We start from the raw sequence: 12,802 nt of genomic DNA, 5'->3' as shown, positions 1-12,802 counted from the left end.
CCGGACGCTCACTTTGTTCAATTAGGTCAAATCGAAAATGGTGTAAACGAAAGGGCAGTTCACTGGAATGCAAAACTGCTTTTTCGTTTACACCATCATCGATTCTAACCTAAAGAATTTACCAACGTGTCATATTCTTTTCAAACTTTTCAGTATATGCCTGTTTTAATTCATCAGCAGATATTCCATAGCATAGCATAACATCATTGTAATACATAAGAACATCAGCCATTTCTTCTATAAGGTCTTTTCTTAATTCCACATCATTGGACGCCGTTATACCTCCATGTTTTTTGACTATATCAATCACTTCACCAATTTCGCCTATCATCCAAAGCAGCTTGTTTTTACCTGTTTCAGGAGAAATCTTTTCCCATTTATCTTTGTATTTATCCTGAAGCCTTTTCTGCATATCTAACATTTCATTTATGCTGAAATCAAACATAAATCTTCTCCTTTCAAATCCCGATTTTTCGTTGACTCCATTATACGCTATCCTATTGAAAAAGTATAGCTGGAGCAGCCCAGTGTTTATAAGGGTTACGCCGTTTTTGCTTCAAAACTTGAGATATTACCCCATAGGCAGAATACCAATAGAGGCATTTAAACTGGAAAAAGCGGATAAATTTTTTCCTTTTAAGCTCTCTAATTCATTGAAAGCCACTCTCTGATATGCTATGATAAGACAAGTAGCCAAACATCACGCGCCCACTTGTTTGTATATGGGCTTATTGTGCCAGATGCCGCACAGCCAGCGGACTCATCCGGCCAGAATCGAATAGGAGTGTGCTTATGACCGCAAAAGACTGTATCAAAGAACGCAGAAGTATCCGTAAGTTCAAGGCTGAGCCTGTAGACCACGCTTTACTTTCTGAAATTATTGAGACTGCATCCTATGCTCCCAGCTGGAAGCATACGCAGATTACCCGCTATATTGCAGTAGAGGGAGCATTAAAAGATAGGATTGCTGCTGAATGTACTTCGGCATATCCTAAAAACGGGGAGATTATCACGCAGGCTCCTTTGCTTATTGCAGTTACCTACATCAAGGGAAGAAGTGGTTTTGAACGGGATGGTTCCTACTCCACGCCCAGGGAAGGATCCTGGCAGATGTTTGACGCCGGGATTGCATCCCAAACTTTTTGCCTTGCCGCTTGGGATAAGGGCCTTGGCAGTGTGATCATGGGAATTTTTGATGAAGCAAAGGCTGCTTCTTTATTGAATGTTCCCGAAGAAAGGGATGTGGTTGCTCTTATCCCCGTTGGATATCCTGATGAGGAACCTGCCGCCCCCAGAAGAAAACCTGTAGAAGAATTATTATCATTTCAAAGTTAATACCTTCGCAGCTTTATGAAAGAAGTATTCATAAAGTTGCTGACAGGTTCATAAAAAATCGAAGAGTTTCCCTCTTCGATTTTTTATGGAAGGAATTATGAAAGGAGCTAAGTTATCAATTATGAAACATCTTATGAATCCTCTGGATTTTACGGTGGAAGAATTGAATCAGCTTTTTGACCTGGCAAATGATATTGAGGCGAATATGGATAAATATGCCCATGTCTGCGCAGGAAAAAAGCTGGCCACCTGTTTTTATGAGCCAAGCACACGGACACGGCTCAGCTTTGAAGCTGCCATGTTAAATTTAGGAGGAAGCGTACTTGGCTTTTCCGAGGCCAGTTCTTCATCGGCTGCCAAAGGGGAAAGCGTATCTGACACCATCCGTGTAGTCTCCTGCTTTGCCGATATTTGCGCCATGCGCCATCCCAAGGAGGGTGCGCCCATGGTTGCTGCAAGCCGTTCCTCCATTCCGGTCATCAATGCTGGCGATGGCGGCCATCAGCATCCCACCCAAACCCTCACCGATCTTTTGACCATCCGTTCTATGAAGGGACGCCTTGATCATTTTACCATCGGATTGTGCGGAGACCTGAAATTCGGGCGTACCGTCCATTCTCTGATTAACGCCTTAGTCCGATATGAGGGAATTCAATTTATCTTTATCTCTCCCAGGGAACTTATGGTTCCTGATTATGTTACTGATATGCTAAAGGAAAAAAATATCCCTTATGAGGAGGTCATCCGTTTAGAGGATATTATGCCTAAACTGGATCTTTTATATATGACCAGAGTGCAGAAGGAGCGCTTCTTTAATGAGGAAGATTATGTCAGATTAAAAGATTTTTATATTCTTGATAAACTCAAAATGCAGTTGGCAAAACCTGATATGCTGGTACTCCATCCCCTTCCCAGAGTCAATGAAATTTCCGTGGAGGTGGACGAGGACCCAAGAGCTGCTTACTTTAAACAAGTGCAATATGGCGTCTATGTAAGAATGGCTCTCATTTTAACATTACTCAATATCCATGTAAATTAGGAGGAAAAGATATGCTCAATGTTGGAAAAATCGAGGAGGGCCTCGTTCTGGACCATATCAAAGCCGGGAAAAGCCTTTCCATTTATTATCATTTACAGTTGGACAAGCTTGACTGTCCTGTTGCCCTCATTAAAAATGCCAGAAGCAATAAAATGGGGAAGAAAGACATTGTAAAAGTAGAATGCGATATTAATATGCTGAACCTGGACGTTCTTGCATTTATTGACCACAACATAACCGTCAATATTGTAAAAGATGGAGTCATTGTAGACAAAAAAGAACTGATGCTGCCTAAGGAGATCAAAAATGTCATCCGCTGCAAAAATCCCAGATGCATCACTTCCATTGAGCAGGGCCTTCCCCACATCTTCCTGCTGGCGGACGAGGACAAAGAAATTTACCGCTGCAAATATTGCGAAGAAAAGTATTCGGAGCGTTTGTAATGCCTACGCATCTTTTAAAATGCTTTGGGCCTTAGATGTTATGATACATGACTGGCTGTCACCAGATGAAAGAAACCCTTCACCGCCCTGACAGCCAGCGTAAGAACCGACACAATACAAAATCCTAACGTTGTTGCCGTTATGCTGATTAGCATTTCTTCGTAGCTGTAATGTCTTGTAGGAATATATATTTTTAATTTTTCCGTTAAATAAGCAATTGCTGTTATAATTGTCAGCGCTATAATCGTCTTTAAAAGCCAATTCCATTTTGAAAAAGAAACATGAATTGTAAATGTGCCCACTATGCCAATTAGCAGAAAGGCAAAAAAGCGCCCAAACTGTCTGACCAGATAGGTTAGGGTCAGCATTTCTTCTTCTGTCTCTCCCCCTTGCAAATAACGTGTCTCTGTCAGTCTGTCAACAAACTGTTTACCAATCATCTTGGCGTCTTCGCCATTTTGAAAGGAAAGATATGCCACAACAGCCACCAGGGATATAAATATCAGCCACAAAAACAATAAAAACGGCCATCTTCTTCTTTTCTTCACACTTTTTCCCATATTTGTCCAATCCTATATTATCAACGGTTCCCTAATTTATCTATCATTATATTCTTCTGACTGATAAAAAGTCAATTATAGGGCCAAACTGTTTATAATAAATTCATAAACACTATATGAAAAAATAGAATGATTCCAGGCAGTTACCGCCAACTAAGAACATATAAGTTATAGCTAATTCTCGTAAGGCGACTGATCAAGCCGTATAAAATAACCCTGGTCGTGGGAGCATACAGGGCATTTACCCGGAACCATCTCACCTTCGTAAATATAACCACAGTTTAAGCAAATCCATTTTGTCTTCGTATCGGCCTTATACAGTTTATCCGTTTCCATAAGCTCCGCGAATTTCCCAAAGCGATCGCCATGCAGCTTTTCAATCTCAGCTATTCGAAAAAAGGTATTGGCAATCTGGTCGAATCCTTCTTCTTTTGCCTTTTCTCCAAAAGCTTTATAGACAGAGTCGTGTTCCTCATACTCATTGTGCTGTGCCATGCGCAGCAGCTTCGCCACATCCTCCGAAATATCCACCGGATATCCCCCGTCCACGCAAATGGTTTCCCCCGAAAGCTCTTTTAAATATTTATAAAAAATCTCCGCATGCTCTCTCTCCTGCCCTGCTGTGTAATTAAACACCTCCTCTACCACATGCAAGTGCTGTTCTTTCGCCTTGGAGGCTGCAAAATTGTAACGGTTCCTGGCTTGGCTTTCCCCTGCAAAAGCCCGCATCAAATTTTCTTTCGTTTCACTGTTTTTAAAATCTACTGCCATTCATAAACTCTCCTTTCTAACCTTTCAAATATGGATAATGTGAACTTCATGCTATATTATGGGTAAAAAAGAGTGTTTTATACATTTATCTCTCACAAAGCATAGCAGACTTATCCGTATATTTTACTTTCCGTCCGGCAAATTAAATTGAACCGGCTTAACATGCTCATTTAAGGGCTTCATCCTATACTCAGGAAACTGCCGGAGCAGTTCCTCCAAACAAAGCGCAGTATTCAAAACCCTGTCATGTGCCAGCATGACCACTTTTTTTCTATCAAGGGTTGTTTCCCGCGCGTTTGTAATAAGCTGCTCCGGCTCGTAATTTCCCACTGCATCATTCAGGCTTGCATTCCAGTCAAAATAGATGAATCCTTTTTTCGTCATCTCATGAACAATCTCCTCACATACATCCTCATTGTAAGGGTTAACACTCCCTCCCGGGAAGCGGAAAAGTCTTGCCTCCACTCCGGTTGTTTCCAAAATTACATCATAAGCTTTCTGAAAATCTGCAAGGTAGCTCTCCTTACTTTCATATAGTGCTCCATAATCATGCTTATAGCAATGAATTCCGATTGTATGTCCTTCCTCTGCAATCCGCTTTGCCACTTCCGGGTACTTTTCCACATATTCTCCAATCAGGAAAAAGGTCGCCTTCACATCATTTGCCTTTAGCACATCCAGCACCATATCCGTACACAGCTCCGAAGGCCCATCGTCAAAGGTCAGATACATGGTTTTGGGTTGAAAGAAAAGATGAATCCCCTCCGCAATCCCTTGCGCAACCTTTTCCTGATATTCCGGCGATGTCAAAAGCGCCCGCTCCTGCGGGTTAGACAAAAACCCTGTTTCAATCAGGCAGGCCGGCATCTGGGTCTTGTTTGTCACACAAAAATCCGCTATATCCCACAGCTCCCGCTCCACTGCGCCGGTACTTTTTATGGTCTCCTGGTGCACCAGTCTGGCCAATCTTTCACTGTCCCTTCCGATATCAGTGCCGTCATACCACGTCTCAATTCCCCCTACACTTTTATCGCTCCCTTCATACGTATTCTGGTGAATGCTCACATAAGCATCAGCCTCAAAACGGTTGGCTATCTCAACCCTATCTTCCTTGGCCAGATATTCATCCTTCTCCCTAACCAGCAGTACCTGGAATCCCATATCCTCCAAGCGGCCTTTTACCCGCTGTGCAATCTGAAGATTGATATCCTTCTCAGACACATCTTTCTCCATGCAGCCCACATCCAATCCTCCATGGCCGGCATCCACCACCACCAATGGAACAATAGACTTTTTCTCTTTTGGATACTGCTCTGGCTCAGGGGTAAGCTCATTGCCAGACACATCCCCGCTCTTTGCTTCCTTCTGTGCCTGGGCCTCCGCCTCCACTTCCGGGTTCTCCGGCGAAGCAAACACCACTATTTCCATAAAAGTATAAACTCCTAATGTGATGATAAAAAACAGCGCCGCACCTATCCCTAATTTCCAGCTTTTTCTTCTTCTTTGCCTCTTTTTCCCCAGCCTGCCTCTTTCTCTTATGTACATAAAAATAATGCCCCTTTCGTGCCTTCCTTTTATAGGAAGTTTACACGTCCGGTGCATCATTTTATCATCATTCTTGCATCATAGTTCCATCATTTTTGCATCAAAACTGCATCATTTTACCCCCTGCAGCTTATCTGGAAATCTTTAAAAACAGTTCATTTATCCCCTCATAGAACCCGATTGTCACAATACATTTCTCCTCTCCCACTGCTGGAAAAGCATACTTTTTATAATAGGCAGCCGACTCCAGCAGCGGATTGTCCGTCTCATAGGGCTCCGGATTATCAAGCCCCATATATTCGCTCCACTTTTCTATCACCGCATCCGTATCAATGTCCTCCCAGGTATATTCCGTCCTGGCATACCACTCATAAATTTTTCCATCATCGGCGTCCACATAGGCATCCAAAAGCCGGTTGTTTTTGTCCGCATTCTTCTTACTGTTGGAAAGGCTCACTTTCCAGACCGCCACATTATTTCTAGGCTCCAGCACATCAATTGCCGAATATAGCACAGCATCATAATCGCCACTGTTTACCTCTCTCACCGACTCTGGCAAAATGCCAATTTCCTTGAAGGAATCCAGCATCTCATTGCAGGTATTAAAAATTTCCTCTCTAGTTATTTCTCTCCCGGTAGGGCCTCTGTGATTTACGACAAAGGCATAAGTGCCTTCCAGCTCCTGATAATCTGTTTCTTCCCCCTCCAATCTGGTCAGCGCACTCTGCTCGCTTTGAGGCAGGCTTTGGCTGTTTAAGCACTGAGACAAAATAAAAAGCTTTTCACTTTCCTCAAGCCTGTACCGATATCCCTGTCCCTCCGTTTCTGAGGTTTCAATGGTAATCCTGTCAAGCACCGTCCGATCTCTGTATCCGGTCAGCATCTCCGGCCCCCAAATACAGGCTCCCATCACCACAAACGCAAAGATAACCAGCGCAAAATTAATGGTTGACTTTTTCATCCCCAGCCTCCTCTCTATCTGGAAGCAGGAAGCTTACGCTTGTCCCCTCCCCCAGAACACTTTCTACCGCAAGGACGCTGTTATGTAAGGACAAAATTTCCGTGCAAAGAGATAGTCCTAACCCCGCCCCGTTCCTGCTTCTGGATCTTGACTTATCAATCATATAAAAGGCCTTTGTAATTTTTTCTATCTCCTCCTTGGGCATCCCGATTCCGTGATCCTTTATGGTAAAGCGATAGCCTTTCTCCTCTTTTTCTCCTAACACCTCTATGACTGCCCCCGGCTCGGAAGCCTTGCAGGCATTGTCAAGCAAATTAATCAAGACCGTGATAATCATGCTGCTCTCCGCCCACACCATGGCCTTGTCATAAGAATAAACAAATTTCATGTCCTCGTTGGTCTTAAACATATCCTTTAGATACAAAAACAGGCTTTCCGCCGTAAGTTCCTGAAACTGGGCCTGCCCATGTCTGGTAACCATAATATCCAGGAGCCTGATAGACATGGTCTCAAGTCTCTTGCCCTCCGTATAGATGTAATTGGCAGACAAGAAGCTTTTCTCCTCGTCCAGTTTTCTTAAGCGCAGCATATCCGCGTACCCAATAATCGCCGTCAAAGGCGTTTTCAGCTCATGGGCAAAGGCACCCACAAAATCTTCCTTGGCCTGTATTTCGTCCTCCAGTTTATTGATGTTTTCCTCAAGGGCCTCCGCCATCTGATTAAAGTCAAGCGTAAGCTGCCCCAGCTCATCATTGCTCACCTGCTTTGCCCGGTAACTATAATCCCCTTCCGCCATACGTTTCGTTGCCCTGGTAAGCGAGCGGATAGGCTTGGTAAGCCAGGAGGCAATCAGATGCATAATAACCGTCCCCAAAAGCAGCATCACAATCGTCACACGCCTATATACCCGAAATCCCAATGCCCGTTCATTAAACACCTCCGAAACATCCCGCAGGGTTTCCAGGTAAAGCACTCTGTCCAGTGCATTAACTGCACTGCAGGTTTGGATATAATAATGCCCGTTTAAGCAAATCGTCCGGTATGCCTTGGTGACTTCATCGATCTGCCCTAACAATTCATCATCCGGCTGGAAACCATCGCTTGCATACAAAGCCTGTTTTTCTTCATCCGACAGGCGCAGCATACGGCTGGTATTCTGTCCGCTTCTTTCCAGATTTGCCGCAATCTGTTCCACTGTGTTATCCTGCAGCACGTCATATTTGGCAGGCACATTTAAAGCTGCCGTCTCAAAAGCAAAACAAAGAATACTGTTTTCATCCAGCGCCTGCTGCGCTTCTCTTGCCAGAGAAGTTTCAAACACATAATTTACAAAATAAAACCCACTAAAGCCCAAAGCGATTGCCATTACAATAATTGTCCACAAGAGCAACTTTAAAGAAAACTTCATTTCATTTCTCCATGCAATGTGTTCTTTTTCAAATGAACTGGTATTTAGTCAGTTACTTCCAGGCGATAACCAACTTTATATACTGCTACCAGGTTTTGTTCCCATCCCAGCTTCCTGCGAAGGCGCTGCACATGAAGATCCAGCGTGCGGCTGTCCCCAAAATATTCATCTCCCCATACCTTTTCGTATAAGGCCTCCCGAAACAGCGCCACATTTTTATTCTGCACAAACAGCACCAAAAGCCCAAACTCCTTGTTGGTTAGGACAATCTGCTTTCCATCTTTCAAAACTCTCCGCGCTTCCACATCCACCACAATATTCCCAGCCGTGAGCACCTTGTCCGTCTTATTGTAGCGGCGCAGCACAGCCTCAACCCTGGCCACCAGCTCCACCACATCAAAGGGCTTAACCAGATAATCATCGGCTCCTAACTTAAGCCCCTTTACCCTGTCCTTCACCTCATGCCTGGCCGTAATAAAAATCACCGGAATTTTTAAGGGGCGTATATATTCCATCACATCATACCCATCCGCTCCCGGCAGCATGATATCCAACAAAATCAAGTCGTAGTTTTCTTTTTCTATCAGATCAATCGCGTCTAAGCCGTTTTGTACGGATGTACAGCGATAGCCGGACGCTGACAAATTTAAATCTATCAAATCACAAATTGGTTTTTCGTCATCTACAATTAAAATCTTAATCATTCTTCTGTTTTCCACCCCCAATAGGTTCTTGCCTTATCCACAATCCCTGACATGGTTTCCTCCTCCCCACAAGGGTATTGTTTTTTTATCTGTGTATCTTCATAAAAACTTCCTGTACGCTGATAATAAATGGAATAATCACTTTCTATCAGCAATTCGTTTCCGTTTCCCTCATAGCTGTAGCGTGCAAACACCACAATGTCTTTCATCCCATCCCCGTCAATGTCCCTGCAGGTTATCCCTTTTAGGGCATAAAGATTGTCAAAGTCTCCCATAGGCTGAAAGCTCCACACAATATACCCCTGTTCATTCACCAGATAAATCATGAAGGTAGCAAAATTGGCCATGGTGTAAGTCCCTGGCACCACCTCCAGCCTTCCAAACTTCTCAAACTGCCGGTAATGGCACTGCTCCTTTGCAATCTCAAAGCCGTTATCCAAAAGCTCCTTTTTCGTGGCCGCTGTATAAAGAAATTCCGTGGAATCTCCGTCACGCACAAACGCTGCAATGCTTTCCACACTTTTATTCATGCCAAAACGGTTGATTTTATCCGAAATTCTGTAATCTCTGTAAAATCCCTTTTTATCCTGAAACAATACATCCCCAATTTTATAGGGTTTACCGGCGTAAGAACCCTTATCGTTCACGCAGGTCGTAATTAGTACAATATCCATCAGGCCGTCCCTGTTTAGCTCCTGAAAGGAAATCGCCTTAAGCTCTCTTACCGGCTGCTTCATTTCACCGGTGTTCCTGTTGTTGACTGCAAGCTGGTCGGTTTTGTACACAACCTTACCGGACTCATCTGTGAAAAAAAGCGCCAATCTATCATAAATCTTATCAAGCGCAGGTACCAAATAGACCTGCCCGAAGCCTTCCGTTTCTATGGGGAAAATCTGGTCTTCAATGATTTTAAATCCGGCCGGTTCAATTTCTGCCCTTTCGGTAATCTCCGAAAAACGCCGCTGATAATTCTGGTATTCGGTTAAAAGCGTTTTATTGCCATCTGCCCCCTGTGCTGCATTACAAAAAGGAGAAGACAAAAACAGCGTGCAGGCATATATGCCTGAAAGCAGGAGGGATATTGTTCTTTTTGAAATTACCTTTTTTATCAATCTGTTTTTCAAAATTGTCACCGGCTTTTCTTTGGCTGATTTCCTTTTCTTTGGATAATGTGTTTTGAATTATTTTAGCATAAGCCGGCTTTTCGTACAATAAATTTTCTTGTGGGACACTTTTGCGCATGAACCGGATATGTCTTCCGAAAAGCAGCCAAATAAGAAATCCCCAGTTTTGTCAGGAAATGAAACTGGGGATAATGCATCTTTATTTTGTTATTTTGAGCGCGCGCATGGCGTTCATAATTGCAATGACGGAAACGCCTACGTCTGCAAATACAGCCTCCCACATATTGGCAAGGCCCAATGCGCCAAGAAGCAGCACCAACGCCTTTACTGCCAGGGCAAACACAATATTTTGCTTTACGATTCGCAGGGTTTTTCTGGCTATTTTTACCACTGCCGCAATCTTACCTATATCATCGTCCATTAAAACTACGTCTGCAGCTTCAATTGCCGCGTCTGAGCCCATGCTGCCCATGGCAATGCCGATATCTGCTCTGGTAAGTACCGGGGCATCATTGATTCCATCACCCACAAAGGCCAGTTTTTCTTTTCCTTCCTGTGCACCTAGGAGCGCTTCTACCTTTGATACCTTATCTCCTGGAAGAAGCTGAGCATGCACTTCATCAATTCCAAGCTCGCCTGCAACTGCAGCAGCGGCCTGCTGCCGATCGCCGGTCAGCATAACGCACTTTTTAACGCCAACCTGCTTCATACTTTGGATAGCTTCCTTTGCCCCGTCCTTTATGGAATCTGAAATGACAATGGCTCCCATATATTTTCTTTCACAGGCTCCATAAACAATTGTCCCCAGGCTCTCACATGGTTTGTAAGCAATTCCACTGCTTTTCATCAGCTTTTCATTGCCCAGCAGCACTTCTTTACCATCTACCGGAACACGAAGGCCCTCTCCGGCAATTTCCTCAGCCTGCCCTACCCGGTTCATATTGATGGTTTTTCCATAGGCTTCTCTGATAGAACCTGCTATGGGGTGATTGGAATAGCCCTCTCCTAAGGCGGCTATTTCCAGAAGTTCTTCCTTATCACAGCCTTCCGGAAGGATTTCCTGTACCTTAAATTCTCCTTTGGTAAGCGTACCCGTCTTGTCAAAAACAATGGTGGTCATTTCCGCAACTGCTTCCAGATAGTTGCTCCCTTTCACCAAAATACCAAGCTTTGAGGATGCGCCAATTCCTCCAAAAAATCCAAGGGGAACCGAAATCACTAATGCGCAGGGGCAGGAAATCACCAAAAAAATACAGGCTCTTTGTATCCATTCTCCAAAGCCGCCTCCTAAAATAAGCGGAGGCAGCAGCGCGAGCGCTACAGCGCTGATGGTGACAATTGGTGTATAATATTTCGCAAATTTTGTAACGAAATTTTCTACTCTGGCTTTTTTGCTGCTGGCATTTTCCACCAGCTCCAAAATTTTAGCTACGGTAGAATCATCAAATTCCTTGGACACCTGAACCTTAAGGGTTCCGCTGCCGTTGACGCAGCCGCTTATGATTTCATCCCCCAGGGAGGCTTTGCGTGGAACAGACTCACCGGTAAGGGCCGCCGTGTCAATCAGCGATTCCCCTTCCACTACCACACCGTCAAGGGGAATCCGCTCCCCCGGCTTAATTACAATGATGCTTCCTATTTCCACCTCATCCGGGTCAACCCGGGTCAGTTTCCCGTCCACCTCGATATTTGCATATTCCGGGCAGATATCCATCATATCAGAGATAGACTGCCGTGATTTTCCCACGGCATAGCTTTGGAACAACTCACCAACCTGATAAAAAAGCATAACTGCAACTGCTTCCGAGTACTCCCTTACGCCAAAGGCTCCAAAGGTTGCAATCATCATCAGGAAATTTTCATCAAATACCTGCCCGTGGCTAATATTTCTTGCCGCCTTAAAAATAATGTCATACCCAATCACCAGATAGGGAATCAGGTAAATCACAAATAGAATCCATGTATGTTCTATGCCCTCCCACAAACCTGTGTGCTCGCAAATAAACAAGATGGCAAAAAGCACAAAGGCAATCACAATGCGGACAAGCATTTTTTTCTGCTTTTTATTCATCATAATCTCCATTCTGCCACAATCTGCAAATTGAGTGTCTGTATAGTGCACGACCTGCACGATACATTAGCACAAATCAGTTGGTACAAATTTATTGTCAGTAAATTCTTCCTAAACAAGAATTTTGCAGTCGGGCTCTACTTTCGCACAGACCTTTACTACTTCCTTCATAATTTCATCAAATTTCCCGTCCTGTGCGTCAATGGTCATCTTCTGGGCCAGAAAGCTTACATTGGCATCATTCACTCCGTCAATTTTTTTAATGGCTTCCTCCATCTTTGCAGCGCAATTTGCACAGTCTAAATCTTCCAGTTTAAATTTCTTCTTCATTTTTTCCTCTTTTCTGCGCGGCTTTTGTATTGAGCAAGCTTGTGCGCACCGCGCCGGCACCAGCCCGCAAATTAAAAATAATAACCCCAATCTCTTACTTCTGCAACAGTTTAAGCTAAATTTGCCATTCCCTCATTCTTCAACATGTTCCCTTCCCTGGGCTATGATGGTTCTTACATGACTATCCGCCAGAGAATAAAAAACCGATTTCCCTTCCCGTCTGCTTTTTACCAGCTTAGACTGCTTTAAAATCTTAAGCTGATGGGATATGGCAGACTGGGTCATATTAAGCGCCTGCGCCAAATCGCACACACATACCTCCGCCTCAAAAAGTATATACAGGATTCTAATTCTCGTGGAATCCCCAAACACTTTAAAAAGCTCCGCCATATCATAAAGCATATCTTCATCCGGCATCTTGGCACGAACAATCTTAAGAAGCTCCTCGTGCGTCTGAAATGTATCGCAGCATTCTACGTCATTAATTGCCAATTCATCACCCACCTTTATA

At 43.9% G+C, this 12,802-nt stretch carries 14 protein-coding genes; 3 read left to right on the top strand and 11 right to left on the bottom strand.

Annotation, left to right across the window (positions count from 1 at the left end):
- Nucleotides 1–118: 118 nt before the first annotated feature.
- Nucleotides 119–445, bottom strand: coding sequence for a MazG nucleotide pyrophosphohydrolase domain-containing protein (locus tag D5281_RS18945; protein ID WP_160561640.1), 327 nt, complete (start codon nt 443–445; stop codon nt 119–121).
- Nucleotides 446–792: 347 nt separating this feature from the next.
- On the opposite strand from D5281_RS18945, the gene D5281_RS18940 reads away from it, so the two are divergent.
- The 3 genes from D5281_RS18940 to D5281_RS18930 all read left to right on the top strand — a co-directional run bounded on the left by D5281_RS18940 (nt 793) and on the right by D5281_RS18930 (nt 2,817).
- Entirely contained in the window at nt 793–1,335 is a 543-nt protein-coding gene (locus D5281_RS18940) for a nitroreductase family protein (protein WP_160561639.1), read from the top strand.
- Nucleotides 1,336–1,456: 121 nt separating this feature from the next.
- The gene (pyrB, locus tag D5281_RS18935) at nt 1,457–2,374 is read left to right on the top strand and encodes an aspartate carbamoyltransferase (RefSeq protein ID WP_160561644.1); all 918 of its coding nucleotides are present in this window, start codon (nt 1,457–1,459) and stop codon (nt 2,372–2,374) included.
- 11 nt (nt 2,375–2,385) lie between these two features.
- Complete coding sequence (locus D5281_RS18930) at nt 2,386–2,817, top strand: aspartate carbamoyltransferase regulatory subunit (RefSeq protein WP_160561638.1); 432 nt, start codon at nt 2,386–2,388, stop codon at nt 2,815–2,817.
- A gap of 38 nt (nt 2,818–2,855) precedes the next feature.
- On the opposite strand, the gene D5281_RS18925 is transcribed toward D5281_RS18930, so the two are convergent.
- From D5281_RS18925 to D5281_RS18880, 10 genes are all read right to left on the bottom strand, one after another.
- Nucleotides 2,856–3,377 carry a VanZ family protein gene (locus D5281_RS18925; RefSeq protein ID WP_160561637.1) on the bottom strand — a complete coding sequence of 174 codons (522 nt, stop codon included), beginning with the start codon at nt 3,375–3,377 and terminating at the stop codon, nt 2,856–2,858.
- 174 nt (nt 3,378–3,551) lie between these two features.
- Nucleotides 3,552–4,148, bottom strand: a complete 597-nt coding sequence (gene rbr, locus D5281_RS18920) for a rubrerythrin (protein WP_160561636.1) — start codon at nt 4,146–4,148, stop codon at nt 3,552–3,554.
- Nucleotides 4,149–4,271: 123 nt separating this feature from the next.
- Complete coding sequence (locus D5281_RS18915) at nt 4,272–5,693, bottom strand: N-acetylmuramoyl-L-alanine amidase (RefSeq protein ID WP_277935462.1); 1,422 nt, start codon at nt 5,691–5,693, stop codon at nt 4,272–4,274.
- Nucleotides 5,694–5,823: 130 nt separating this feature from the next.
- Nucleotides 5,824–6,654: a hypothetical protein gene (locus D5281_RS18910; protein ID WP_160561634.1), complete on the bottom strand. Its 831-nt coding sequence runs from the start codon at nt 6,652–6,654 to the stop codon at nt 5,824–5,826.
- Nucleotides 6,635–8,062, bottom strand: coding sequence for a sensor histidine kinase (locus D5281_RS18905; protein WP_160561633.1), 1,428 nt, complete (start codon nt 8,060–8,062; stop codon nt 6,635–6,637). The genes D5281_RS18910 and D5281_RS18905 overlap by 20 nt, the downstream gene beginning before the upstream one ends.
- Nucleotides 8,063–8,106: 44 nt before the next feature.
- Complete coding sequence (locus D5281_RS18900) at nt 8,107–8,766, bottom strand: response regulator transcription factor (protein WP_160561632.1); 660 nt, start codon at nt 8,764–8,766, stop codon at nt 8,107–8,109.
- Entirely contained in the window at nt 8,763–9,890 is a 1,128-nt protein-coding gene (locus D5281_RS18895; RefSeq protein ID WP_277935461.1) for a VCBS repeat-containing protein, read from the bottom strand. The genes D5281_RS18900 and D5281_RS18895 overlap by 4 nt, the downstream gene beginning before the upstream one ends.
- Nucleotides 9,891–10,089: 199 nt before the next feature.
- Nucleotides 10,090–11,961, bottom strand: coding sequence for a heavy metal translocating P-type ATPase (locus D5281_RS18890; RefSeq protein WP_160561642.1), 1,872 nt, complete (start codon nt 11,959–11,961; stop codon nt 10,090–10,092).
- A gap of 111 nt (nt 11,962–12,072) precedes the next feature.
- A complete protein-coding gene (locus tag D5281_RS18885) occupies nt 12,073–12,291 on the bottom strand; it encodes a cation transporter (RefSeq protein ID WP_160561631.1) in 219 nt (72 codons plus the stop codon).
- Between the two features lie 132 nt (nt 12,292–12,423).
- Nucleotides 12,424–12,783 (bottom strand): ArsR/SmtB family transcription factor, encoded by a 360-nt coding sequence (locus tag D5281_RS18880; protein WP_160561630.1) that lies wholly within the window; start codon nt 12,781–12,783, stop codon nt 12,424–12,426.
- Between the last annotated feature and the right edge of the window lie 19 nt (nt 12,784–12,802).

The organism is Parablautia muri (assembly GCF_009917485.1).
In the GTDB taxonomy this organism is placed as follows: Bacteria; Bacillota; Clostridia; order Lachnospirales; family Lachnospiraceae; genus Suilimivivens; species Suilimivivens muri.
Note: the sequence above shows the minus strand (reverse complement) of the source record. Positions and strands in the feature narration are given on the sequence as shown.